This is a genomic window from Mucilaginibacter sp. Mucisp86 (assembly GCF_047324315.1).
Classification (GTDB): domain Bacteria; phylum Bacteroidota; class Bacteroidia; order Sphingobacteriales; family Sphingobacteriaceae; genus Mucilaginibacter.
This window is the reverse complement of record NZ_CP168503.1, coordinates 879,332-904,910: the sequence shown is the minus strand read 5'-3', so window position 1 is coordinate 904,910 and position 25,579 is coordinate 879,332. Positions and strand designations below refer to the sequence as shown.

General features: G+C 43.5%; 17 protein-coding genes. 13 read left to right on the top strand and 4 right to left on the bottom strand.

Annotated elements, in window-relative coordinates:
* Nucleotides 1-9 precede the first annotated feature (9 nt).
* Nucleotides 10-951 (bottom strand): hypothetical protein, encoded by a 942-nt coding sequence (locus tag ACEN9X_RS03635; protein WP_413669121.1) that lies wholly within the window; start codon nucleotides 949-951, stop codon nucleotides 10-12.
* A 100-nt stretch (nucleotides 952-1,051) separates the two neighbouring features.
* Between ACEN9X_RS03635 and proS the strand changes: the two genes are divergently transcribed.
* The 4 genes from proS (at nucleotide 1,052) to ACEN9X_RS03615 (ending at nucleotide 5,096) form a co-directional block, all read left to right on the top strand.
* Nucleotides 1,052-2,524 (top strand): proline--tRNA ligase, encoded by a 1,473-nt coding sequence (gene proS, locus ACEN9X_RS03630; RefSeq protein ID WP_413669120.1) that lies wholly within the window; start codon nucleotides 1,052-1,054, stop codon nucleotides 2,522-2,524.
* 139 nt (nucleotides 2,525-2,663) lie between these two features.
* Nucleotides 2,664-3,803 carry a cystathionine gamma-synthase gene (locus ACEN9X_RS03625; RefSeq protein ID WP_413669119.1) on the top strand — a complete coding sequence of 380 codons (1,140 nt, stop codon included), beginning with the start codon at nucleotides 2,664-2,666 and terminating at the stop codon, nucleotides 3,801-3,803.
* A gap of 27 nt (nucleotides 3,804-3,830) precedes the next feature.
* Nucleotides 3,831-4,238 (top strand): SMI1/KNR4 family protein, encoded by a 408-nt coding sequence (locus ACEN9X_RS03620; protein ID WP_413669118.1) that lies wholly within the window; start codon nucleotides 3,831-3,833, stop codon nucleotides 4,236-4,238.
* An 18-nt stretch (nucleotides 4,239-4,256) separates the two neighbouring features.
* The gene (locus tag ACEN9X_RS03615; protein WP_413669117.1) at nucleotides 4,257-5,096 is read left to right on the top strand and encodes a TIGR02757 family protein; all 840 of its coding nucleotides are present in this window, start codon (nucleotides 4,257-4,259) and stop codon (nucleotides 5,094-5,096) included.
* A gap of 1 nt (nucleotide 5,097) precedes the next feature.
* Here the strand turns inward: ACEN9X_RS03615 and ACEN9X_RS03610 are convergent, their stop codons facing one another.
* The gene (locus ACEN9X_RS03610; RefSeq protein ID WP_413669116.1) at nucleotides 5,098-5,307 is read right to left on the bottom strand and encodes a hypothetical protein; all 210 of its coding nucleotides are present in this window, start codon (nucleotides 5,305-5,307) and stop codon (nucleotides 5,098-5,100) included.
* A gap of 165 nt (nucleotides 5,308-5,472) precedes the next feature.
* Entirely contained in the window at nucleotides 5,473-6,531 is a 1,059-nt protein-coding gene (locus tag ACEN9X_RS03605) for a nucleoid-associated protein (protein ID WP_413669115.1), read from the bottom strand.
* Between the two features lie 203 nt (nucleotides 6,532-6,734).
* Between ACEN9X_RS03605 and mnmE the strand changes: the two genes are divergently transcribed.
* Both mnmE and ACEN9X_RS03595 read left to right on the top strand, forming a co-directional pair.
* Entirely contained in the window at nucleotides 6,735-8,102 is a 1,368-nt protein-coding gene (gene mnmE / locus ACEN9X_RS03600) for a tRNA uridine-5-carboxymethylaminomethyl(34) synthesis GTPase MnmE (RefSeq protein ID WP_413669114.1), read from the top strand.
* A gap of 282 nt (nucleotides 8,103-8,384) precedes the next feature.
* Nucleotides 8,385-9,392 (top strand): GntR family transcriptional regulator, encoded by a 1,008-nt coding sequence (locus ACEN9X_RS03595; protein WP_413669113.1) that lies wholly within the window; start codon nucleotides 8,385-8,387, stop codon nucleotides 9,390-9,392.
* On the opposite strand, the gene ACEN9X_RS03590 is transcribed toward ACEN9X_RS03595, so the two are convergent.
* Nucleotides 9,387-10,418, bottom strand: coding sequence for a GntR family transcriptional regulator (locus ACEN9X_RS03590; RefSeq protein ID WP_091211124.1), 1,032 nt, complete (start codon nucleotides 10,416-10,418; stop codon nucleotides 9,387-9,389). The two genes, ACEN9X_RS03595 and ACEN9X_RS03590, sit on opposite strands and share 6 nt — an antisense overlap.
* Nucleotides 10,419-10,657: 239 nt before the next feature.
* Here ACEN9X_RS03590 and ACEN9X_RS03585 point away from each other — a divergent pair, with 239 nt between their 5' ends.
* The 7 genes from ACEN9X_RS03585 to ACEN9X_RS03555 all read left to right on the top strand — a co-directional run bounded on the left by ACEN9X_RS03585 (nucleotide 10,658) and on the right by ACEN9X_RS03555 (nucleotide 25,579).
* Nucleotides 10,658-12,004, top strand: coding sequence for a rhamnogalacturonan acetylesterase (locus tag ACEN9X_RS03585; protein ID WP_413669112.1), 1,347 nt, complete (start codon nucleotides 10,658-10,660; stop codon nucleotides 12,002-12,004).
* 38 nt (nucleotides 12,005-12,042) lie between these two features.
* Entirely contained in the window at nucleotides 12,043-13,263 is a 1,221-nt protein-coding gene (locus ACEN9X_RS03580) for an oligogalacturonate lyase family protein (protein WP_413669111.1), read from the top strand.
* A gap of 13 nt (nucleotides 13,264-13,276) precedes the next feature.
* Nucleotides 13,277-16,135 carry a glycosyl hydrolase gene (locus tag ACEN9X_RS03575; protein WP_413669110.1) on the top strand — a complete coding sequence of 953 codons (2,859 nt, stop codon included), beginning with the start codon at nucleotides 13,277-13,279 and terminating at the stop codon, nucleotides 16,133-16,135.
* Nucleotides 16,136-16,307: 172 nt separating this feature from the next.
* Nucleotides 16,308-19,523, top strand: coding sequence for a SusC/RagA family TonB-linked outer membrane protein (locus tag ACEN9X_RS03570; RefSeq protein ID WP_413669109.1), 3,216 nt, complete (start codon nucleotides 16,308-16,310; stop codon nucleotides 19,521-19,523).
* Between the two features lie 19 nt (nucleotides 19,524-19,542).
* Nucleotides 19,543-21,066 (top strand): RagB/SusD family nutrient uptake outer membrane protein, encoded by a 1,524-nt coding sequence (locus tag ACEN9X_RS03565; RefSeq protein WP_413669108.1) that lies wholly within the window; start codon nucleotides 19,543-19,545, stop codon nucleotides 21,064-21,066.
* Between the two features lie 189 nt (nucleotides 21,067-21,255).
* Entirely contained in the window at nucleotides 21,256-22,665 is a 1,410-nt protein-coding gene (locus tag ACEN9X_RS03560) for a glycoside hydrolase family 28 protein (protein ID WP_413669107.1), read from the top strand.
* Entirely contained in the window at nucleotides 22,646-25,579 is a 2,934-nt protein-coding gene (locus tag ACEN9X_RS03555; protein WP_413669106.1) for a sugar-binding domain-containing protein, read from the top strand. Before ACEN9X_RS03560 ends, ACEN9X_RS03555 begins: the two co-directional genes overlap by 20 nt.

Here is a 25,579-nt window from a genome sequence, read left to right as displayed (position 1 = left end):
GATTTAGGTTTATGGTCTTGATGGTCTGCCGCCGCCACCTCCGCTGCTGCTGCCGGTGCTGCGTGAACTGCCGCCGCTGCTTGAGCTTGATGATGGTGTATAAGATGGTTGCTGCGATGTACGTTCGACCTGTGGTTGCCTGTAAACAGGCTGTGCATCGCCCCTTGATGGTGCCGCGTCTGTACGTGCAGGACGGGCATAACGGGTACCGTTGTTATTGTAACTGTTGCTCCCATTATTGCTGCTGCCGGTGCTATACGTACTGTAAGTATTTGTGCGGCTGCCGATAGGCCTGTTGCGGCCTCCCGGAATATAACCTATACCCGAAACAGCGCTGCTAACCGGACGATTGCTGCCTGCGAACGGATTGCCATTGCCACGATAAGGTCGCGGCGTGCCTGATGAAGCATATCCGCCGGCATAATACCCGCCATATCCGCCTCCATACCCGCCACCATAATATCCACCGTGCCCCCAGCCGCCATATCCGTAGCCTAAGCCCCATCCGCCGTAATAACCACCATAACCATAACCTAAGCCCAGGCCCCAACCGCCGTAGTAGCCGCCATAGCCTGGCCCCCAGCCGTTGTAATAACCGTCATAGTAGCCTAAACCACCGTAGCCCAATCCATAATTATAATAAGGATAGTTGTTATATGCTGAGTAAAAATCATCATAATAGCCAAAAGGAGAGAAATAACTGAAACGGTTTATCCGCGAAGCGTAATCATCATAATAAAAGTAATCATCGTCGTCATCGCTGTAGCCATCCTGGGCAACCGGAGTTTGGTTGTAGGCCGGCTGCTGTGCATAAACAGGTTCGCTACCCGCTCGCGCGTCAGAAAAATAAACATCGTCGTTACTTTGGTTTGATGCAAGCTTGGTTGTAGAGCAGGAACTCAGCGCCATGGCACCGATAATAAACATTCCTATCGCGATGTTCCGTTTCATATACAGGTAAGTAAAAAGTGCAAGGTCAAATAAGTTTTAAATTTATAAATTTGGCAGCAATATACAACAATTACAGAAGTCCAAATTCTATCCAATCAATATGAGCAAAGGTGTTATTAGTAAAGACGAAGATTATTCGCAATGGTTTAACGACTTAGTAATTAAATCTGACATGGCCGAGTATTCGCCGGTTAGGGGCTGTATGATCATTAAACCCTACGGTTATTCGATATGGGAAAAGATCCAGGCTGTACTTGACGAGATGTTTAAGGATACCGGCCACAGTAATGCGTATTTTCCGCTTTTAATACCCAAGTCTTTTTTTAGTAAAGAAGCCAGCCATGTTGACGGTTTTGCAAAAGAATGCGCTGTCGTAACTCACTACCGCCTCAAAAATGATGGTGAAGGCAATATTATTGTGGATGAAGAAGCAAAACTTGAAGAAGAGCTGATCATCCGCCCAACATCAGAAACCATAATCTGGAACACCTATAAAGGCTGGATCCAATCATACCGCGACCTGCCTATCCTCGTTAACCAGTGGGCAAACGTAATGCGCTGGGAAATGCGCACCCGTTTGTTTTTACGTACCAGCGAATTTTTATGGCAGGAAGGCCATACTGCCCACGCTACAGCTGATGAGGCGATTGCCGAAACCGAGCAGATGCTGAACGTATATGCCGACTTTGCCGAAAACTGGATGGCGCTACCAGTAGTAAAAGGCCGTAAAACGGCTAACGAGCGTTTTGCAGGTGCTTTGGACACCTATTGTATTGAGGCGCTGATGCAGGATGGTAAAGCTTTGCAAGCCGGTACATCGCACTTTTTAGGTCAAAATTTTGCCAAGGCTTTCGACGTAAAGTTCACCAATAAGGAAAATAAAATTGAGCACGTTTGGGCCACTTCATGGGGTGTTTCAACCCGTTTGATTGGAGCACTCATTATGGCCCATAGCGATGATGCAGGTTTAGTGTTACCTCCAAAACTTGCGCCAATACAGGTGGTTGTCGTACCAATTTACAAGCACCAGGAAGAGCTCGACAATATCAGCGCGTACGTTGATTCGTTGAAAAAAGAACTTAAGGCTAAAGGTATCTCTGTGAAATTTGATAACCGCGATACCCATCGCCCGGGAGCTAAATTTGCTGAATACGAACTGAAAGGCGTACCGTTGCGCGTAGCCATAGGCAGCCGCGATATGCAGAACGGTACCGTTGAGCTGGCCCGTCGTGATACTAAAACCAAAGAAACTACCACACAGGAAGGTCTTGCCGGTAAAATAGAAAGCCTGCTTGAAGAGATCCAAAATAACATCTACAAAAAAGCGTTCGATTTCCGTGCTGAAAATACCACTGAGGTTGATACCTGGGATGAGTTTAAACGCCTGTTAGATGAGCAACCGGGTTTCCTGAGTGCTCACTGGGATGGCACATCCGAAACAGAACAAAAAATAAAAGAGGAAACTAAGGCGACAATCCGTTGCATACCTTTGAATAACAAACAGGAAGAAGGTAAGTGCATTTTGACAGGGAACCCTTCAACGCAGAGGGTGTTGTTTGCAAGAGCGTATTAACCCCCCGGCCCCCTGAAGGGGGAGTGTAAGCGTAAATGCCAATTATAATATCCTTCCCTAAGGGATATATAAATGTAAACAGGTTTCATTGTAGGGGATGGGACGCATTCCAAATTCCCCCTTTAGGGGGTTAGGGGGTATGAAATTCGCAACTAAAGCAATACACGCAGGGCAGGAGCCCGATCCAACAACCGGCGCTATCATGACGCCGATATACCAGACTTCAACCTACTGGCAAAAATCGCCGGGGGATAATAAAGGTTATGAGTACTCGCGTGGTACTAATCCAACCCGTAAGGCTTTGGAAGACTGTTTGGCAGCTTTGGAAAATGCTAAGTTCGGTTTGGCTTTTTCGAGCGGTATGGGGGCTACCGATGCGGTGATGAAACTGCTTGCTCCGGGCGATGAAGTGATTACCGGCAACGACCTTTATGGTGGTTCGTACCGGATCTTTACCAAGATCTTTGCTAACTATGGCATCAAGTTCCATTTTCTGGATCTGTCTGATCCGGAACTTGTGCGTGCTCATGTGAATGACAAAACCAAACTGGTTTGGATAGAAACACCTACCAACCCAACCATGCGCATTGTTGATGTGGAAGCCATAGGTAAAATCACCAAAGAAAAGAATTTACTTTTTGTAGTTGATAACACCTTTGCATCGCCATACCTGCAAAACCCTATCGACCTGGGGGCGGATATTGTGATGCACTCAGTAACCAAATACATCGGTGGCCACAGCGATGTGGTAATGGGTGCATTGATGCTGAACGATGAGGAACTTTACAAAAAGCTCTGGTTCATTTACAATGCCTGCGGTGCTACACCGGGGCCAATGGATAGCTTCCTGGTGCTGCGTGGTATCAAAACCCTGCACCTGCGTATGAAAGCGCATTGCGAGAACGGCAGGCAGGTAGCGGAGTTTTTGAAAGATCATCCCAAAGTTGAAAAAATCTACTGGCCGGGCTTTACCGACCATCCTAATCATGACATCGCCAAAAAACAAATGCGCGATTTTGGGGGCATGATCAGTATCGTGCTTAAAGGTGCCGATCTGCAGGAAACTTTTCGCATTGCTTCGTCATTCAAAGTATTTTCATTAGCCGAATCATTAGGCGGTGTTGAATCACTGATCAATCACCCGGTAAGCATGACCCATGGTTCAATCCCTAAAGCTGAACGTGAAAAAGCCGGTGTAGTTGACAACCTGTTGCGTTTGAGTGTAGGTGTTGAGGATATTGAGGACTTGCTGGAAGATATTAAACAAGCGCTGAGCTAAAAAGAAGCCTTTAATCAAAATTTTCTTATGGAGGATTGGATAAAGGAAGCTATTGCGTTTTGGGATGAATGTGAGGTAAAAATAAACCCACCAGCAACTGCCGCTGATTTCGAGAAAGCTGAAACTATTCTAAGTTTTAGCTTTCCTGATGATTTTAAAGCGCTTTATGCTGTTGTAAACGGATTTTACGGGTATGAATGGCAGGAGTATATGTTTTCTTTTTGGTCACTCGATAGGATTATAGAAGAATTTGTCGAAAGCAAGAATAAGAATATTATAGGCTTTTGTGATTTTTTAATAATGAGCCACGTTATTGGCTTTAAGAGAAATACGGTGGGAATTTTTAATGATTATTCAATCGACTGCGAACCTATTGCCCTTACTTTTATGGAAGCAATAGGTATGATAAACAGCGGTTCACGTGAAATATATTAAATGTGAACTTTTCGGCACATGGATATAGAATCTGATAAGAACAATTCTCCCTTTAGGGGGATAGGGAGCGAAGCTCTCAAAGCTTTCCTCGACGCTAAAGTTGCCCAATACAATCGCCCTGAGTTTATTGAGAATGATCCGGTTACCATCCCGCACATATTTAGCAGGAAGCAGGATATTGAGATCATGGGCTTCTGGGCGGCCACATTAGCCTGGGGACAACGGGTTACCATCATCAGGAAATGTAAGGAACTCATCGCCTTAATGGATGGCGCTCCTTATGATTTCATCATTAACCATGAAGAACCCGATCTTAAAAAGCTGCTGAAGTTTAAACACCGCACCTTTAATGATGTGGATACTTTATATTTCATTGCTTTCTTCAGGCAGCATTATGAAAAGTTCGAATCGTTGGAGGATGCTTTTGTGCCCCCCAGCCCCCTAAAGGGGGAGCAAAAGATGCAGGCAGTTGAAATTGCTTTAAACTATTTTCGGTCTTATTTTTTTTCTTTACCTGATTTTCCTCATCGAACTAAAAAGCATGTTTCATCGCCTTCGCAAAAATCAACTTGTAAGCGCTTGAATATGTTTTTACGCTGGATGGTACGTAAAGACGATAATGGTGTTGACTTCGGCATCTGGAACCGTATTAAACCAGCCGACCTGATCTGTCCGCTTGATTTGCATGTGGACAGGGTATCGCGCAAGCTCAACTTGATCAACCGCAAACAAACCGACTGGCAAACTGCCGTTGAATTAACCGAAAGACTCCGCGACTTTGACCCGAACGATCCTGTTAAATATGATTTTGCCTTATTTGGATTGGGGATTGAAGAACGTTGGGGCGTGCAGTTTTAATTTATTTGCTCAATAACACTATGCCTGGTTTAGGCGTTTCAACAAGTTCTGTGCGTACTAATGTTCCGCTATTAAAATAATAGTAATGGTATGATACTGGTTTCATTTGTGCATCTGCCGCAGCTACTCGTCTGTATACGGCGTGTTGTGATGTTTCTTCAACTAATTCCAGGTTGTACTTTTCTGAATTTTTAAACTCACTTTCACTCATCCCGATGGTGTAGTGTTTTACACTGCATCCAGAGAGGAGCAGTAGAATTGACAAGCATATAATTGAGTTTTTTAAGGCAGACATGTGATCAAGTTTATTTTTCGTTATGCAGGTATGACTGTCACGAAAAACAAAGGTTTATCCACTATCTGTTATTTTTTGCGATTATGCTTCCTCCTTAAAATAAACCTTATAGTAATTCATTGCCCGGCCATCATCAAAGCCTTTCTCAATCAACTCCTTATCGCCGTGGATATAGATGTGGAAGTTTTTATCGAGCTTTAACACGCTTTTATAAACACGGGCCTGTTTTTTTACCGCATTTTCTGAAATGATAAAATTATCGGCAATAGGGCTGTCAAACTCTTCCTCATATTGGTTTTTAAAGTTTTTGAACAACTCGATGGCCTGCTCATTGCCAATTACCTCGTTCGAGAACTCTTCCATATCAAAAGTTTCCTTCTCCTTAAAATATTTCATGGAGCGGTTGAGCAGGTCGATCTTATCGGCTTTGCTCATCTCAAATTCTTCATCGATTTTTTCGGTGATAAAGTTTTTGTAAATGCCAAGCGTGTTATTAGTTTGGTTAAAGCTATCGTTACGAATTTTGAGCTGCAGAAAGTCATCTTTCCAGAACCGGGCTGCTTCCTGTCCTGTGTTGGTTTTATCAACCACAACTACCTTATAGCCGTTCTCTTTCTCAATGTTGAAGATCAGTACTCCTTTATCCAGTTTGTTGATGTTGATGGCGTCCTGCTCATAATCAACCTGGAAACCACCTTTATCCGGATAAACTTTTAAATAAGTTTCCTTATTTTCTGATTTGAATATACCGATTGCATCCAGCGGGTTGCCTTCAATTTGTACTTTATTGAAGTAAACCACGTAAAGCTCGCCGCCTTTGATGTTAGGGTGATTGGTAACCTTATACAAATGCTTCGCTATTTTCTCAGATGCCTCATGAAATTTAGTATTGTCATCAAATACCTGCGTAGCAAAGTGATGCAGCTCGTTCAATTCCAGATCGCCGCTACTGTGCATCAGGTGGTAAACCTCATTCGCTTTTTCAAAAGGTTTCAGAAAATACTGCATAAGCAGGTTAGGAATGATCTCATCTTTCAATTCAAGCGGTTGTTCAGACAGGGCATACATCTCTTCCTGCGACTGATTACCAACATGATGTACTGAAATAGTTTCGAGCGAAGCTTCAAAAAAAGTTACCATAATTGGTTGCGAAGGTAAAGATTTTAGTTAATGGTTCATGGATCATAGTTCATGGTATGCCTGCGTTTTTCATGTTCAAGTCATATGGAGATGGATTAGAAGGAGTCGGTGAGAAAAATCACCACGAAATAACGACCTTTGCACTTTGGTAAATTAGGCGAGCTTCGGGCTATGATCTATGAACCATCAACTATCAACTAAAAATGACAGATAATACCGATACCATAGTGGCCCTTGCCACACCAAACGGGTTGGGCGCCATAGCTGTGATCCGCCTTTCGGGCCCGGATGCCATAACCATTGCCAATAGCGTTTTTAAAGGCAAAGACCTGAGCAAACAGGCATCGCATACTATCCATTTTGGAAGCATTGCCGATGGCGAGTTGATTTTGGACGAGGTGCTGGTATCGCTGTTTGTTGGTCCGCGGTCATACACCCGCGAAAATGTGGTAGAGATTTCGTGTCATGCTTCGGGTTATATTATCGAAAGTATCATCAAACTGTTCATCAAAAAAGGTGCACGCTCCGCCAAACCCGGCGAGTTTACCCTAAGGGCATTCCTGAACGGACAGCTTGATTTGAGCCAGGCCGAAGCCGTTGCCGACCTGATCGCTTCTAATTCTAAAGCATCTCAACAGGTGGCCTTACAACAACTTCGGGGTGGTTTTAGTACACAGCTACAAGCCTTGCGTGAGCAGTTGGTAAACTTTGCATCACTCATTGAGCTTGAGCTTGATTTTGCTGAAGAAGATGTAGAATTTGCCAACCGCGACCAACTGAAACAACTGATTCATGAGATCGCTAAAATAGTGGGCAGGCTGATCCAGTCGTTTGAATTGGGTAATGCCATTAAAAATGGCGTCAATACCGTTATCGCCGGTAGGCCGAATGCTGGTAAATCTACCTTGCTAAACGCGTTACTAAATGAGGAGCGTGCCATAGTGAGCCATATCCCAGGCACTACAAGGGATACTATTGAAGAAGTATTAAATATCCAGGGTATCAATTTCAGACTGATAGATACCGCCGGGATCCGTGAAGCCACTGATGCAATTGAACAGATAGGGGTACAACGTACTATGGAAAAGATCAGCCAGTCGGCCCTGTTGGTTTATGTTTTTGACGCAACAGAAATTACCATTGAAGAGCTGAATAAAGATATAGAAAGTCTGCAAAAGCCAGGTATTACCATGTTGGTTGTGGCTAATAAAGCCGATTTGCTAAACCCTGAGCAATTGTCGGCGCTTCCGCATACCGATAGGGCAATCATTATTTCGGCCAAAGAAAAGCGCCATATTGATGAGCTTAAACATAAAATCTACTCATCGGCAGTAAAAGATCAGCTTAGCGGTGATGAAACGCTGGTAACCAATATTCGTCACCTTGAAGCCCTGCAAAAAACCGAAGACGCACTTGTAAGAGTGCTGGGCGGTATTGATGGCAGCATTACATCCGATTTTCTATCAATGGATATTAAGCAGGGGTTACATTATTTAGGGGAGATTACAGGTGTTGTTACAACCGATGATTTGCTGGATAATATATTTAGTAAGTTTTGTATCGGTAAGTGATACACCAAAGTCAACTCTTTTTTATTATCCCAGCATTAAAATTTAGACAATAAAGATATTTGAATTTTACCATCCTCATAACACTTCTAAATGCCCTTATTATATATAAATTTACAGAAATGAGGCCCTGAGCAGCTAACAAAGAAAAATACCGGCACCCTTTCTTAATCCCAATATTTTAGTTTAATAACATATTTTATATTTTCATTGCTTGTAACCGGCTTTGACAAATTTAAAGGATTGTTTAAACGACAATTGTAAACCAATAATAAATAAAGCATAATGCAAACAAAGCAAAGAGCTAATTACGGGGCGAAATCCCTGGTACAGCAAATTGTCGGAACTATAAGTAAGAATATTGACAAAGGTATTTACCGGAAAAATGAAAAGCTGCTGTCAATTAACAGCTACAGCAAACAACACGGTGTAGCAAGGGATACCATTGAAAAAGCTTACATGATTCTTAAGAACAATGGCTATATCCAGTCGGTTTCGGGCAAAGGCTATTTTGTACTTGGTAAGCCGGATGTGAGGATAAAAGTGCTTTTGCTGTTCAATAAGTTAAGCTCTTATAAGAAAACCGTTTATGATACCATCGTACGTACTTTAGGCGATAAGGCCAGGGTCGATCTTCATATTCATCATTACAATCCCGCTTTGCTTGAGGAAAGCATAGATGCTAATTTGGGAAATTACCATTACTATGTGGTAATGCCGCATTTTTTTGACTATAGTAACGAGCAGGAATATCTAAACATCTTAAAAAAGATCCCAATTGATCAGTTGATATTGCTGGATAAAGATTTGCCCAAACTACCCAAGCAATCAGCTGTATTCCAGGATTTTCGTAACGATATCTATGGCGCGTTAAATGTGGTTGCCGACCTGATTTCCAAATATGAAAAATTAATCATCATATATCCCTTGGATCGTCATCATCCGCCTGAAATTAAGGATGGGATCATGCAGTTTTGCGACGAAAACAACAAGAAATTCGAGGTAATAGATGCTTTTAAAGCAGAGGATCTTAAAAAAGGAACTGTTTATATTGCACTTACCGAAAATGATCTGGCCGATTTGATCAAAGGTGCCAGGGCAAGCGGTTATGAATTAGGGAAAGATATAGGGATTATATCTTTCAATGAAACCGTGTTTAAAGAATTATTGGATATTACCGTTATTACCAGTGATTTTGAAGAGATGGGCAGGAAAACGGCCGAATTGATGTTGCAAAATAAAGCGGCTGTTATTAAAAACGCCTTCAAAATCATTATCAGAAAATCACTATAATGAAGCCCTGAGCGTTAGGTAAAATGGCACCTCATAACGCCCAGTGGAGCCATTTTTAATGATCTCCGCAGTCATTTTTCCCATCCGTTCAAAATCTGTTGATATGGTGGTTAAGCCATTCAGGATGATTTTTTTCAGCGGGGTTTCATTGTACGAGATCACGCCAACATCTTTACCTATTTTTAGCTCTGTAGCCAGGATCCTTTCAATCAAAACCACAAGGTCGTTTTCCATCAGGTTAATGAATACATCTCCTTCATTTATCGGTTCACCTTGTATATCATGAACTACTTTGTAAGTAAAAGCATATTGAATACAGAAACTAAAAAAGCCTTTCAGTATTTCGCCCGGGAAATAGGTGTATTCAGGAAATATGATCTTTAGGGTATGATAATTTCTCAGCTGCGGTAAGGCTTCTTCCAGGGCCAGGTAAATGTCTTTTTCAAAGTTTTCATACACAGCAGCAAAATCGCCTTTTATTCCCGGCACTAATTTATCAAGTATGATCAATTTCTCTTTGGGCAGGGTATTAATGATATCATGAACGTTTTCGCCGCCGTGCATAAAGTGGGGCAGTATCACATAATGAGTATAATCATTGCTGTTGTTTTGAAGTAGCTTCTTGAAAAACTCAAAGTCGTTATTGTATATATAAAAATCGATTGCCGCTTCATGGCCAAGACCATCAACTATAGCATCATAAACCAGTTTCTTATGGGTGCTTAGTTTATTGAATATTAAAAACACTTTGAACTGCTGCCCGGCCTCGGTGTTTTTAATATAATAACCTTTACCGGGCACAGAGCCAAGCAGACCGATTGATTTGAGGTGTTTATAGGCTTTTTCTGCAGTATCACGTGATATTTCAAAGTTGCAGTTTAACTCGTTAATAGATGGCAGCGTTTCGTTAATGACCAACTTTCCTTCGCGTACACTTTTGATGATCGAGTTGGCCAACTGAATGTATTTAGGGGTAGATGAATAATAATCAATATAGATGTATTCTAAAAATCGTGAAGACTTCATAACATTGAATTGGCTGCTGGCAAAAACTTAAAGGTAATTAAATTAGGTCCCCTTTTTAATGAAGAAGGCAAGGGAGGCCTAACAACTACCAAAAATACCTGAAAGTGATGAATTTGTTACAAGAAGACAGGCTTCAATCAGGATGGTGCAGGACGCCGTTCGTATCAGCTTGATATAACTTTATCTATTATAAGCCTTGGCTCATATAAGCCGACAAAATAACCAGATAAATTATATCCATGATGGTCAAGCTGCTTTACAAGATCTTGCTTTGTGTTGTTTGCATTTCGTTTCGGTTTCTTTTACCCGCACAGCTTTTTGCGCAGGCAGCGAAAACCAGCTTCAAGTTTGACTTTGGCAGCGGGAAGGCAGCGCCCGGCTATCAAAAGGTTGGTCCGGATGAGATTTTTAATGATACCAAAGGTTATGGCTTTGATTTCGATTCTAAAGCAATAGCTGTAACACGCAATGGCGGAAAGAAACTTACGGGCGGATATGTAACCGGTGATCAGCCTTTTTATTTCTCGGTAAATGTACCTGAAGGAAATTACAAGGTTACCTTAACGGTGGGTGATATCAAGGGAGAGGGTAATATCACGGTGCGTGCCGAGTCGCGGAGGCTGATGCTGGAAAAAGTAAAGACCAATAACTCGGTTAAAAAGTTAAGTTTCATCGTCAATATTCGTAAGCCCGAAATAAGCACCGGCAGCAAAGTAGCGCTTAAACCCCGGGAGTTTGGAAAGTACGACTGGGATGATAAGCTTAGCCTGGAGTTTAATGGTACAAAACCCTGTGTTGATGCGCTGGAGATAGAAAGAGTAGATGACCAGGTAACCGTTTACCTGGCCGGAAACTCAACTCTGGTTGACCAGGATGACGAGCCCTGGTGTTCGTGGGGGCAAATGATCACCCGGTTTTTCAAATCCGGTGTGGCTATAGCAGATCATGCCGAATCAGGTCTGAGTCTCGGTAGTTTTTTAAATAGCCACCGTTTAGATAAAGTATTGAGTGTAATTAAGCCGGGCGATTACCTGTTTATAGAGTTCGGACATAACGATCAGAAAGAAGAAGGGCCGGAAGATGGTGCTTATAAATCATATACCGAACGTTTTAAGCTGTTTATTAATAAAACACGCGAGAAAAAAGCCATTCCCGTAATTGTAACTTCTACAAGCCGCCGTGCTTTCAATGATAGCAATAAAGTAGTAAATACCCTTGGCGATTATCCCGACGCTGCAAGAAAAGTTGCTGCAGAACTGAATGTTCCCCTGATAGACCTCAATGTCATGTCCGCCAGGTTTTACGAGGCATTGGGTAATGAGGGATCCAAAAAAGCCTTTGTGTGGTATCCTGCAAACTCGTTCCCAAATCAGCCAAAGGATCTGGCCGACAATACCCATTTCAACAGTTATGGCGCCTATGAGCTTGCAAAATGTGTTATAGAAGGGATCAAAAACAATCATCTGGCTATTGAACAGTATATTATTGATGCGCCGCCTTTTTACCCTGCCCATCCTGATCCGGTAGAAACATTCAGCCTACCGGCCAGCCCTAAAAACAGCACCATAAAACCTGATGGAAATTGACTTTTTATATACGGTATAAAAATCTTAACAAAATGATAATGAACAAAAGATTCGTAGGATTGATGCTTGCTGTTTTACAGCTTGGCTTAACTACTGTAAAAGCCCAGGAAGTAATGGAAACAGGAGGTGCCAAACCGATGCCTGCACAGTGGATCGATAGTAAAACAGGTCATAAAGTGGTCCGTTTGGTGAACCGCGAGAGTGATAACGGCAGCTTTTATTTCAATAATACGCCCTTTGTTCCTCAAATAAAGAACGAAGGTGATGTGATGGTATTTTACGGTAAAACGGATAAGGGGGAACAACTATTTACGGTTAATTTAAAAACGCAGAAAATAGACCAGCTAACAAACAGAACAAAAGTATCCGGCGAAATGGTTTGCGCCAAAACCCGCGAAGCATTTTATCAAAGTGGCGACAGCATATTCGCTGTAAATGTTAATACCCACAAAATGAGATTTATTTACGCTTTTGCTCCGGATTTTAAGGGAAGGGTTGGTACTGTAAATGCCGATGGAACGTACATGGCCTGTGTTAAGGCTACAGGAGAGCAGGAATGTGAAATACTTGCAAAATATCCCGAAAAGCACGATTTCTTTAACCGGATCTATGATGCGCATATTCAGCATACCCTGTATGTGCTTGATGTTAAGCATAAAACATTGAAACAAATACACCAGGAAAATGAGTGGACAAACCACCTGCTTTTTTCGCCTGCAGATCCTGATAACCTTTCCTATTGCCATGAAGGCCCCTGGGAAAAAGTCGACCGGATCTGGAATATCAATATAAAAACCGGCGAAAACAAGCTGTTGCATAAGCGTACCATGGTAAATGAAATAGCCGGCCATGAGTTTTTTTCGCCGCTGGGCAATACCGAATGGTTTGATTTGCAGAAACCAAAGGGGCAAACCTTCTTTTTGGCGGGTATCAATATGAAAACAGGAAAAGAAGATCGTGTTTATCAAATGGACAGGAACGAATGGTCGATCCACTTTAATGTAACTAAAGATGAGCAAACATTTGCCGGTGACGGAGGTAACTCCGGGCAGGTAGCCAAAGCACCGGATGGCATGTGGATTTATCTGTTTAAGCCAAACGGCGACCGTTTTAAATCAGAAAAACTGGTAAATATGAAACACCATAATTATCACCTGGAGCCGAATGTGCATTTCTCGCCCGATGAAAAATGGATTATCTTCAGGGCTAATTTTGAAGGTCATGAGGGCGTTTACGCTGTAGAAATTGCCAAACATTAATACCCCAAACAGGATGTCATTGATCAAACATAATTTTAAAATAGCTATTGTACTTGCCCTGTTAACAGGTGCCCAAACAGCATCTGCCCAGATTGGCTGGCCTGCGGCAACCGAACAAACCAAACCCTGGGCCCGCTGGTGGTGGGAGGGCAGCGCGGTAAATAAAAAAGACCTTACCTGGAACATGGAAAGCTACCACAATGCCGGTTTAGGTGGGTTGGAAATTACACCGATTTATGGCGTAAAGGGGGCCGAAAACCAGTTTATACAATACCTGTCGCCGCAATGGGTTGATATGTTGAAGTATACGCTACAGGAGGCTAAACGCTTAAATATGGGGATTGATTTGGCTAATGCTACCGGCTGGCCTTTCGGCGGCCCATGGGTTACCAATGAAGATGCCAGTAAAGAGCTGTTCTGGAAAAATTACGATGTTAAAGGTGGTGAAAAACTGGGAGAACCTGTGGTATTTGTACAGCAGCCGCTGGTGAGGGCCGATGGACAGGCCCCAAAGATCACAGACCTGGTTGAACCTATTAGCAGCAATAAAAACCTGCAGCTGATGGCTCTTGACCAGGTACGGTTTGAGAAGCGGATCCCTTTAACTGTTTTAATGGCTTATGATGGCAAGGGGCAGGCGCTTAACCTTACAAACAAAGTTGATGCAGCCGGCAACCTTAGCTGGATAGCACCTGCCGGCCAATGGAAGCTATATGCGCTTTTCCAGGGCTGGCATGGTAAAATGGTAGAGCGTGCCGCTCCCGGTGGCGAAGGTTATGTTATTGACCATTTTTCAAAACCGGCCCTCGGTCATTATCTTGCCCGGTTTGACGAGGCATTTAAAGGGCAGGATTTAAGTGGCATCAGGGCATATTTTAATGATTCGTACGAGGTGGATGATGCACGTGGGCAATCAAACTTTACCCCGCTGTTTTTTGACGAATTTATTAAGCGCCGAGGTTACGATCTGCGCGATCATTTGCCTGCTTTATTTGGTAATGACAGTAAGGAAAACAATAGCCGAATCCTGTGCGACTACCGCGAAACCATATCCGATCTGTTGCTGGATGATTTTACCAAACCATGGCATGACTGGGCCAAAACAAAAGGTGCATTAATCCGCAATCAGTCACATGGTTCGCCATCAAATATATTGGATCTGTATGCCGCTATTGATATTCCTGAAACGGAAGGAGATGACGTGCTGCGATTTAAATTTGCTACTTCGGCGGCGCATGTAATGGGTAAGCCTCTTGCATCGTCTGAGTCGGCAACATGGCTTAATGATCATTTTTTGTCGTCGCTGGGAGATGTTAAACAGGCTATCGATAAATATTTTGTAGGTGGTGTAAACCATATTTTTTATCACGGTATCAGTTATTCGCCTCAAAACGCTCAATGGCCGGGCTGGCTATTTTATGCAGCGGTTCATTTTAATCAAACAAACCCATTCTGGAATGATTTTTCGACCTTAAATCAATATATAACTAATTGTCAGTCGTTTTTGCAGCAAGGAAAGCCCGACAATGATGTGTTGGTTTATTACCCATTATTTGACAGTTTTTCTGAACCGGGTGACAGGGGTTTGCTTAAGCATTATGATGCTATGAAGCCGGATTTCAAGGGCACAGGCTTTGAGTCATCTACCGAAGAAATGCTTAAAAAGGGCTACACATTTGATTTTATATCAGATAAGCAGATAATTGGCCTGCAAAGTTCAGGCAACCAGATTCTTACCGCTGGTCTTAGTTATAAAACCGTCCTTTTGCCCGATAATAAATATATCCCGCTTGAAACCTTTAATAAAATGGTGGATCTGGCAAAGGCAGGGGCAACAATAGTGGTGTACAAAAAATTGCCGTCGGATGTGCCGGGATATTCCGGGTTGCAGGAACGTGAAAAGGCATTTAACGATTTGCTTTCCACGCTTAAGTTTACCACTAAAAATAATGGTGTTAAAATTGCCGTAATTGGCAAAGGCCGTTTTTTGATTGCTGATGATATTTCCTCATTACTGGATGCTACAGGTATCGACAGGGAACAAATGACGGATAATGGTTTACAGTTTGTACGCCGTACTTATAAAAATGGTAACAGCTATTTTATATCAAATACTGGCGGCAACCCGGTTAATGGCTGGGTAGATCTATCCGTTAATGCAGCATCTGTAGTGGTATTTGATCCCATGACTAAGGTTTACGGATCGGCAAAGATCAGGAAACAAATCAAGGGCAAAACCAGTGTGTACCTGCAATTACTGCCCGGAGAGAGCTGTATTTTACAAACCTTACCGGTAAAAGTTAAAACGGCCGACTATGCCTATTACCAGGCTGCGGGTAAATTAATACCTGTAAGCGGTACATGGACACTCAGCTTTACCGAAGGCGGCCCAACATTACCGCAGCCAATAAAGATCGAACAACTTAAATCGTGGACTGAATTAGGCGAGGATGATCTCAAAGCTTTTTCCGGAACAGGCAGCTATACTATCGGCTTTAAAAAGCCGGCTCAAAATGCCATCGCCTGGAAGCTTAACCTTGGCAAGGTTAACGAAAATGCAGAGGTTTATCTCAATGGTAAAAAGCTGGCTACACTGCTTGGCCCGCAATATGTAGTTACCATACCTTCAGCACAGTTAAGGACGGTTAATCAGTTGCAAGTTAAGGTTGCTAACCTGATGGCCAACAGGATCATTGATATGGATAAAAAGCATATCCCTTACCGGATCTTCTATAACACCAATTTCCAATCACATAGCGCAGGTTCCAAAGGGCCGGATGGCCTTTTTACGGCTATAAACTGGGAACCAAAGCCATCCGGCCTGATCGGTCCGGTAACACTTGAACCGGTTAAACAGTTGTTTATTAAGTAATTATTTAAGGGTTTTATTTCAAAAAGGTGGTCGGATTTGGCCGCCTTTTTTTGTGTTTTTAATGCCTTTGAGCAGGATACTACAGGATGGTATTGTTGAAATTAACTTTTACGTTCGTATATACAATTATATACCAAACTGTACCAAACAGTAAACCCCTTAACTTGATTTTATGAAAAGAATTTTTATTCATTCTTGTAAAATGCTATTGCTATTACTGCTCTTTAATATGGCAGGAGCAGACAGTGTTTTTGCACAACAGCTTAGCATTACGGGTACCATTACAGATAGCAAGCACCAACCGGTTTCGGCTGCTTCTGTGCAAATAAAAGGCACAAAATCGGGTACCACTTCTAACCTCGACGGGAAATATAGCATTAAGGCTGCGGCAGGGCAGGTGTTAATATTTAAATCGATCGGTTTTGACGCCAAAGAAGTTACCGTAGGCTCCAATAACACCATCAATGTTACCTTAACCGAAGCCGAATCGCAACTGAACGAAGTAGTAGTTATTGGCTACGGCGCTCAAAAACGCGCTAATGTTACCGGTTCGCAGGCTACTTTCAAAGCCGATAACCTGAACGAACGGGCTATAACGCGCGTTGACCAGGCGCTTGTTGGCCAGATGGCAGGTGTAACCGTTAAACAAACAACCGGTGTGCCGGGTAAAGCCTTTAGCGTTAACGTACGGGGCAGCGGCTCTATAAGTGCCGGTAATGAGCCGTTGTATGTAATAGATGGCTTTCCTTTGTCTGTATCAGCAATAGGCAGCGGTGGTAGTTTCAGCACAGGAAACCCGCTCGATAATATTAACCCCAATGATATTGAAGACATCCAGGTTTTAAAGGATGCAGCGGCGGCGGCTATTTACGGTTCAAGGGCATCAAACGGCGTTGTGTTGATCACTACCAAAAAAGGAAAATCGGGAAAAGCTAAAATCAGTTACAGCGCTTATTACGGTTATAACGCGGCAGCCAAATATCTGCCCATGCTCAACGGCGACCAATGGATCGATCGCGCTACCGAAATGATCAACGCCGCTTATGTGCTCAAATTTGGTGCGCAGGGAGCAACTGCCAGTGATGATAATGCAAAACGCCAGGCACTGAATGGTGGCGCTTTTAGTGCGGCCTATATGCTTGATCCGAGATGGGCTACGCCTGGCCATCCGGGGTTAGAATATGTAGATTGGCAGAAGGCTATTGAGCAAAAAGGAGCTATGCAAAACCAGGCTTTAAGCGCAAGCGGGGGCAACGAGTTTGTAAATTATTTTATTTCAGGAAACTATGCCAATCAGGATGGCTTTGTGAAAGGGTTGGGTTATAAAGCCTACTCGGCCAGGGCTAATGTTGAGGCTCGTATCGCCAAAAACCTGAAATTAGGGTTAAACATAGCGCCAACCTATTCAATTTCGCAGGATCCGGGTGTAGAGGGGAAAGATAATATTTTTCACCAGGCGCTAAGCTATAGCCCTATCCAGGAAGATACCGTTGGCTTATATCCCAATGCGTTTAAAAACGGGCAATACACCTGGGGCAACTCGGCAAACAGCCCTATAGCTAAATTGGAGAACAAGGTTGGGCAAACCAAAAAATACCGTACACTGGGCAGCATATTTGCCGAATACGAAATTATAAAAGGCTTAACATTAAGAAGTTCACTTAACCTTGATAATGTTGATAATGCATCTAACAGTTACACGCCGTACACAATTGCAGGTACTTTGGCTTCCCGAACGTTTAATGCATCTACAAACGCCAATCTTACCGCTAACACTTCGGGTTCGTACAGTACTTTTAAAAGACAAACATTTGTTAATGAAAATACGCTTACCTATAATACCACCATTCACGCAAACCATAGCCTGAGTATATTATTAGGCCAGTCATACAACACAGATCGCTTAGATCAATCTACGCTGTCATCCGTTGGCGGCTATACCAGTAGTGTTATCCAAACATTAAATGCTGCTGCCAATGTAACCGGCAACACAACCGGGACCAAAAGTGTGTTGGTATCATACTTTAGCCGCGCGCAGTATGCCTATAAGAACAAGTATCTTTTATCGGCAAGCTTGCGTGAAGACGGTTCCTCAAGATTTGGCGGCAATACCAAATATGGTGTTTTCCCTTCAGCATCTGTAGGCTGGCGTATCATCCAGGAAGATTTTATGAAAAGGCTGCCTGTAATGAGCGATCTGAAACTGCGCTTTAGTTATGGCGTAAATGGTAACAACAGTATTGCCGATTACGGAAGTATTTCACAAATAGGTTCATACGGATATGTTTTGGGTTCGCCGCAGGCGTTAGCTATAGGGCAGGCCCCAAGCAACTTGCCTAACCCCGATATCAAATGGGAAAAATCACAAACTTATGATGTAGGGCTCGACTTCGGGTTTTTCAGCAACCGTTTAACCGGCTCATTTGATTACTACAATAAATTGAATACCGACTTATTGCTGAATGTACCCATCCTTCAGTCTACTGGCTTTAGCAGCCAGCTGCGTAATGCCGGTTCGGTACGTAACGTGGGTCAGGAACTAGAGTTAACCAGCCGTAATTTAGTTGGTAAGGTTCAATGGAGCACATCAATTAATATCAGTCATTATAAAAACAAAATTGTAAGCCTTTATGGTAACCAGAAACAGATTATTATTCCAAACTCATTTGATGTTTCTGATGCCATTTTGCGGGTAGGACAGCCTTTAAACAGTATTTATGTTGTTAAACAAATTGGTTTCCTAACACAGGCAGACATTGATAACCATGTGGCAACCTATGGCACAGGTGAAACCGTTGGTGATCCGAAATATCAGGACCTGAACGGCGATGGTGTAATAACCGAGGCAGACAAGCAAATAGTTGGTCATCCAAACCCTACTTATACCTGGGGTATCACCAATACAGTACGCTGGAAAGGTTTCGACCTTACTGTTTTAGTTCAGGGCCAGAACGGCGGATCAATTTACTCTTTATTGGGCAGGGCCATCACCCGTACTGGCCAGGGCTTTACGGATAATGCCCCTGCATTCTATGACAACCGCTGGAGATCTCCTGAAAACCAGGGGGCAGGCCGGGTTAGCAAAGCCTACTCTACATTTGGTTTCGTAGCCAATACGGATTGGTTGTATTCTTCAGATTATGTGAGGGTTAGAAATATTACATTGGGTTACGATCTTAAAAATATATTTAAAACCAAAGTTTTAGGAGCAGCACGCCTTTATGTTACTGCCGAAAACTTTTTTGGGCATGATAAATATTATGGAGGCTTAAACCCCGAGGCGCAAAATACAGCCATCAGCTCTGACAGTAACTACCCCGAGGCCGGTGATTACGGAGGCTTGCCATTAGCTAAATCATTGATTTTCGGGCTAAATGTTACTTTTTAATTACTTCAACATTATCAAAATGAAAAAGATATTTTTTCTATCAACCATATCAGCTGTTTTTTTAATGGCCTCCTGTAATAAGGATTTAAACCAGGTGCCTATATCCAGCTCAACAACAGCAACTTTTTACAGGTCGCCGAGTGATTTTTTGCAGGCTACAAACGCTATTTATGCCGATTTGCACAATTACCCGGTACGATTGGCTAATATGTCCGAGATCCGTTCGGATAATATTTATGGCGTTTCGGTTACCGTGCGTGACTGGGACCCGGTGAACGATTTCTCGCCCTCGTTAGCAGCAAATGCATATGTTACCGAAACCTGGGGCACAGACTTTAATGGCATTTTCAGGGCTAATACCCTGCTTGACCAGGTTGCTAAAAATGGCAGTTACATAGGTTCCGCGTCATTAGCAACAAGGTTACAGGCCGAAGCCAAATTTTTGCGGGCATTTTATTATTTCGACCTGGTGAGGTATTACGGTAAGCTTCCTGTTATTGACCACCCGGTTACTGCACCGGAGGCCAATGCAATAGGCCGTAGTTCGGTAGCCGATGTTTACAAACTGATCATAGCCGATCTGCAATCGGCCATAGCTAATTTACCCACCACTTATACGGGGGTAGATGTGGGCCGTGCTACAAAATATGCAGCAGAAGCCTTGCTGGCACAGGTTTATATGGCTAAGTCGGCGCCAAATTATGGCATAGAAGGTCCCGGAACAGGATCAAACGAATGGAATTTGGCTTTGCCCTTATTGCAGGATATTATCAGCAGCGGCAAATTTGCTTTTGAGCCTACTTACAGCAACATTTTTTCATATACCAACCAAAGTCCTGCTGTTAATAAGGAGGCTGTTTTTGATGTAATGTATACCAGCGGCATCAGCGGTACGAGTGATCTTTACGGAGCTTCATACCCGTGGACGCTTGCACCAAGCGCTTATTTTTTATCTATCAAGGATACCAAATCAAACGGAAGCCTGGAAATTATCCCCGTATCAAACGATTTGGCAAACAGTTATGACGCAGCCGATGTGCGGAAGGCATTTAACGTATATACCGCAGGTTACACCAACGCGGGCAGTACAGAAAATCGCCCGTTCTTTAAAAAGTGGCTCGATATAACTAAAATCCCAACTGCCAGCCGTTTTGACTGGGGAATTAACTTCATCGCCATCAGGTATACCGACGTTTTAATGCTTAAAGCCGAGTGTATCTTGAACGGGGCAACAGGAGGTTCACAGGCTGATGTTGATGCTATTGTTAACCAGGTACGTACAAGGGCGGGGCTGCCATCTGTAACAGGCGTAACGCTTGCCCAGTTGTTTGACGAACGCCGCAGGGAATTTGCCGATGAAGGCTCACGCTGGTTCGACCTGCAAAGGAGCGGTAACCTGCTAACCATTATGAATAGCTGGATTGCCAAGGAAGATGCCCAGAAAGCCATCAAACCGGTTATAGCTAATTACGTTATTTATCCTGTGCCGCAAACACAACTGGATGCCGCACCGGGGTTATATACACAAAACCCGGGGTATTGATCCGGATAAGTGATGGATTATCCTGATCGTCATAAAAATGGTTTATTCTTCGTGTTTTGGAGAGTAAACCATTTTTATAAAGTTTATCGGGTGATTTGTATGCAGTAATTAATATGTGTTGATATCGGTTTATTAGCTTTAGGCTTTGTGCGTTCAGCTTTCAGCTTTATTTCAAGAATAAACTTACCTATGAAATTATTACGTTATTCTGTTTTCCTGATAGTTATTACCGCCAATGCTGTAAACGGGCAAACTAACCTGGATTGGGCCAAAAAGGTCGGTGCCAGGCAATCTCCTCAAAAAACAACGGTATGGTATGTAAATGATAATGGTGCGGCTAATGATGGCAACACCATAAACACAACTGCCATACAAAAAACTATCGATCAATGCTCGGCAAAAGGTGGTGGCATAGTTACATTTAAACCCGGTAAATATTTAACGGGTTCCATTTTTTTGAAGAAAAACGTTTGCCTGAATATTGATCAGGGCGTGGAGTTATTGGGCAGCCAGGATATAAAAGATTACCCCGAAATTGATACCCGTGTTGCCGGTATTGAAATGAAATGGCCTGCCGCGTTGATCAACATAGCCGGGCAAACCAACGTGGCAATTACCGGAAAAGGATTGGTAAATGCGCAGGGTAAGCCATTTTGGGATATTTACCGGAAAATGCGTTCGGAATATGATCCTAAAGGGTTACGCTGGATAGTTGATTATGACGCCAAACGTCCCCGTACACTGCTGGTTTCCAACTCCCAGGACGTTACCATCAAAAGTATTACGCTGCAACAGGCCGGGTTCTGGACGGTGCAGCTGCTTTACTCCGGTTATGTTACTGTTGATGGTATTACCATCCGCAACAACGTTGACGGCCATGGGCCCTCAACAGATGGTATAGATATAGATTCGTCCAGTTGGATCCTGGTGCAAAACTGCGATATTGATTGCAATGATGATGATTTTTGCCTTAAAGCCGGTCGCGATTGGGATGGGTTGAGGGTAAACAGGCCAACCGAGTATGTGGTGATCCGGAAATGTATCTCAAGGGCTGGCGCGGGCTTGCTTACTTGCGGCAGTGAAACATCGGGAGGGATCAGGCACGTGCTTGCTACGGACCTCATAGGTAACGGAACCAGTAATGGACTGAACATTAAATCAGCCATAACGAGGGGCGGCACTGTGGAGGATATCCACTTCAGCAATATAACTATGAATGGTGTGGGTACAGCTTTTCAAATCACCATGAACTGGAACCCAACTTATAGCTATTCCAAATTACCCGACGGCTATAATGAGGCTACGCTGCCCGATCATTGGAAAAAGATCCTGCATAAAGTGGAGCCTGCCGAAAAAGGGCTCCCGCATTTTAAGGATATTTACATTTCAAATATTAAAGTAACTGGCGCAAAAAAAGCCGTCAATGCCATAGGTCTCAAAGAATCAACCATGCAAAATTTTCATTTTGATGGGGTCAATATTGAGTCGGGCACCGCGGGCGATGTGCAGTTTGCACAGGCCTGGGAGTGGGAAAAATCACAGATCGTTACCCAGGATAATACTAAACTTAATTTAACTGATGCCGGTGCTGGTCAATAATAAATACAAGACTTTAAAAAGGTTCCTGCTTAGCATAATTGCGGGTTTGGGAATGCTTTTTTGTGCCTGGTCAGTTCCCCCGGTGCAAAAGAGTAGCAACGTTATTTCACTGGCAGGGCAATGGCAGTTTCAGATGGATCCGGCTGATCAAGGGATAGCAGAAAAATGGTTCTCAAAATCGCTGACGGATACTATTCATTTACCGGGCTCTATGACCCAAAACTTAAAGGGGGATGATATAACCCTTAAAACAAAATGGACAGGCAGTATTTACGATAGCTCGTGGTTTTACAACCCGCGTTTGGCAAAGTACCGGGTGGCCGGCAACCTCAAAATACCTTTCTGGCTTACACCGCCCAAGCACTATACAGGAGCGGCATGGTATAAAAAGGAAGTAATTATTCCGGCGGATTGGAAAAATAAATATCTGGTACTTTTCCTGGAGCGGGCCCATACCGAAACCAGGCTATGGGTTGATGATACTGAAATAGGGATGCAAAACAGCCTGGTGACCCCGCATCAGTTTGATCTGGGAGATAAACTATCACCCGGAAAACATCAAATTACATTGTGTATTGATAACCGCGTTAAAGCCATCAATGTGGGGCCCGATTCACATAGTATTACTGATCATACGCAGGGCAACTGGAATGGCGTGATCGGCAAAATGGAGCTGAGAGCCGGAGGCCAGACCTGGCTTGATGAGGTACAGGTTTACCCTGATCTGAAACAAAAAACAGCCCATATCAAAATACGGGTAAAAACAGAACGGACATCCACCGCCGGTACTATTACACTTTCGGCCAAAGCATTTAATACCCAGGTTTCGCAATTGATACCGGTTGTTAGCAAACCTGTTAATATCAAAGATACTGTGGCCGAGTTCAGCATCGATTTGCCGATGGGAGCTAAAATGCAAACCTGGGATGAGTTTAACCCGGTTCTATATCAGCTTACTGCAACGCTACGCACTGCCGGTGGAACGACAGATACCAGGAAACTGAGCTTCGGTATGCATGAGTTTAAGGCTGATGGAAAGACATTTACCATAAATGGGAAGCCCGTTTTTCTGCGCGGTACGGTGAACAACTGCGAGTTCCCGCTTACAGGTTATCCACCCACTACAGAAGCGGAGTGGGACAGGATCTTTAAAATTTGCAGGGAACACGGGCTTAACCACATGCGGTTTCACTCCTGGTGCCCACCCGAGGCTGCTTTCGATGCAGCTGATAAAGCCGGTTTCTACCTTCATGTAGAAGGGCCTTCATGGGCAAACCATGGAAGCGGTTTGGGCTTGGGGCGACCAATAGACCAATATATTTATGACGAAACCAACCGTATGGTTAAATGGTATGGCAATCATCCTTCATTTTGCATGATGGCTTATGGCAATGAGCCCAGCGGCAAACAAGTTGAATACCTCACCAAATTTGTTGACTATTGGAAAGCTAAAGACCCGCGCAGGCTATACACAGGGGCGGCAGTAGGTGGCAGCTGGCCGGTGATCCCTAATAATGAATATATGGCCCGTGCAGGAGCAAGAGGCCTGGCCTGGAATCAGCGCCCTGCGAGTTATTCGGACTATAGCAAACAGATTGCCCAGTTTACTGTGCCCTTTGTGGCCCACGAAATGGGACAGTATTGCGCCTTCCCCGATTTTAAGGAAATTAAAAAATATGCCGGGATCTATAAGGCCAAAAATTTTGAACTTTTTCAGGAAGACCTTAAAGATCACGGCATGGCCGATGAAGCCGAAAAATTCCTGATGGCTTCCGGGAAATTACAGGCTTTATGCTATAAGCATGAAATTGAAAAAGCCATGCGTACGCCCGGGTATTCGGGATTTCAGTTGCTTTCACTAAATGACTATCCGGGGCAGGGAACCGCACTGGTTGGGGTACTGAATGCCTTTTGGGATAGCAAGGGGTACATTACATCAAAGCAGTTTTCCCGGTTTTGCAATGCTACGGTACCGCTTATCCGTACCGAAAAGTTTGTATATCAAAACAGTGAAACGTTAAAAGCGCAGGTTGAGCTGTTTAACTATAGCAAACCTATAACCGCTGCGCTGAACTGGAAATTAACCGATGCACAGCATAAGGTGATCAGTCAGGGTGTTTTGGATAAAAAAAGTTATGTAATGGGTAACTGTCAGCAGGCGGGGATAATCAATGTGCCGCTGTCAAAAATAAAATCACCCGAAAAACTGAATCTCGAAGTATCCGTGCCCAATACCCAATACATAAACGACTGGGATTTTTGGGTGTACCCTGCAACCTTGCCTGCGGTAAAAACCGACGTGTATTATACCACAGCGCTGGATGATAAGGCAAAAGAGGTACTCAATAATGGCGGCAAAGTATTTCTGAATGCCTCGGGTAAGGTAATCAAGGGTAAGGAAATTATACAATCGTTCACGCCGGTTTTCTGGAACACTTCCTGGTTTAAAATGCGCCCTCCGCATACACTGGGTTTTGTGTGCGATCCTAAACATCCTGCATTTAATGATTTTCCAACCGCATCATACAGCGAGATACAATGGTGGGATATCCTGTCGAACGCGCAGGTAATGCACCTGGAAGATTTCCCGGCAACATTCAGGCCTGTTATTCAGCCCATTGATACCTGGTTTATGAACCGCCGTTTGGCATTATTATTTGAAGCAAAGGTTGGTAACGGGAGCCTGATGGTGAGCAGCGCCGATCTTTCGCCAACAACCGGCGATGACAGGCCGGCGGCGAAGCAATTATATTACAGCATTTTAAAATATATGTCCTCACCGCAGTTTAAACCTGCTGACGTGATAGCGATGGAGGCTATTGAAGATCTTTTTAAAACGGCTTCAAAGGAGGTGTTTGTGTCATATACTAATGGCGCGCCGGATGAACTGAAGCCCAAAAACATCAAAAAATAA

Bases quoted from the DNA above. Each gene is read 5' to 3' on its own strand.
- ACEN9X_RS03635 (WP_413669121.1), bottom strand. From the start codon at position 951: ATGAAACGGAACATCGCGATAGGAATGTTTATTATCGGTGCCATGGCG.
- proS (WP_413669120.1), top strand. From the start codon at position 1,052: ATGAGCAAAGGTGTTATTAGTAAAGACGAAGATTATTCGCAATGGTTT.
- ACEN9X_RS03625 (WP_413669119.1), top strand. From the start codon at position 2,664: ATGAAATTCGCAACTAAAGCAATACACGCAGGGCAGGAGCCCGATCCA.
- ACEN9X_RS03620 (WP_413669118.1), top strand. From the start codon at position 3,831: ATGGAGGATTGGATAAAGGAAGCTATTGCGTTTTGGGATGAATGTGAG.
- ACEN9X_RS03615 (WP_413669117.1), top strand. From the start codon at position 4,257: ATGGATATAGAATCTGATAAGAACAATTCTCCCTTTAGGGGGATAGGG.
- ACEN9X_RS03610 (WP_413669116.1), bottom strand. From the start codon at position 5,307: ATGAGTGAAAGTGAGTTTAAAAATTCAGAAAAGTACAACCTGGAATTA.
- ACEN9X_RS03605 (WP_413669115.1), bottom strand. From the start codon at position 6,531: ATGGTAACTTTTTTTGAAGCTTCGCTCGAAACTATTTCAGTACATCAT.
- mnmE (WP_413669114.1), top strand. From the start codon at position 6,735: ATGACAGATAATACCGATACCATAGTGGCCCTTGCCACACCAAACGGG.
- ACEN9X_RS03595 (WP_413669113.1), top strand. From the start codon at position 8,385: ATGCAAACAAAGCAAAGAGCTAATTACGGGGCGAAATCCCTGGTACAG.
- ACEN9X_RS03590 (WP_091211124.1), bottom strand. From the start codon at position 10,418: ATGAAGTCTTCACGATTTTTAGAATACATCTATATTGATTATTATTCA.
- ACEN9X_RS03585 (WP_413669112.1), top strand. From the start codon at position 10,658: ATGATGGTCAAGCTGCTTTACAAGATCTTGCTTTGTGTTGTTTGCATT.
- ACEN9X_RS03580 (WP_413669111.1), top strand. From the start codon at position 12,043: ATGAACAAAAGATTCGTAGGATTGATGCTTGCTGTTTTACAGCTTGGC.
- ACEN9X_RS03575 (WP_413669110.1), top strand. From the start codon at position 13,277: ATGTCATTGATCAAACATAATTTTAAAATAGCTATTGTACTTGCCCTG.
- ACEN9X_RS03570 (WP_413669109.1), top strand. From the start codon at position 16,308: ATGAAAAGAATTTTTATTCATTCTTGTAAAATGCTATTGCTATTACTG.
- ACEN9X_RS03565 (WP_413669108.1), top strand. From the start codon at position 19,543: ATGAAAAAGATATTTTTTCTATCAACCATATCAGCTGTTTTTTTAATG.
- ACEN9X_RS03560 (WP_413669107.1), top strand. From the start codon at position 21,256: ATGAAATTATTACGTTATTCTGTTTTCCTGATAGTTATTACCGCCAAT.
- ACEN9X_RS03555 (WP_413669106.1), top strand. From the start codon at position 22,646: ATGCCGGTGCTGGTCAATAATAAATACAAGACTTTAAAAAGGTTCCTG.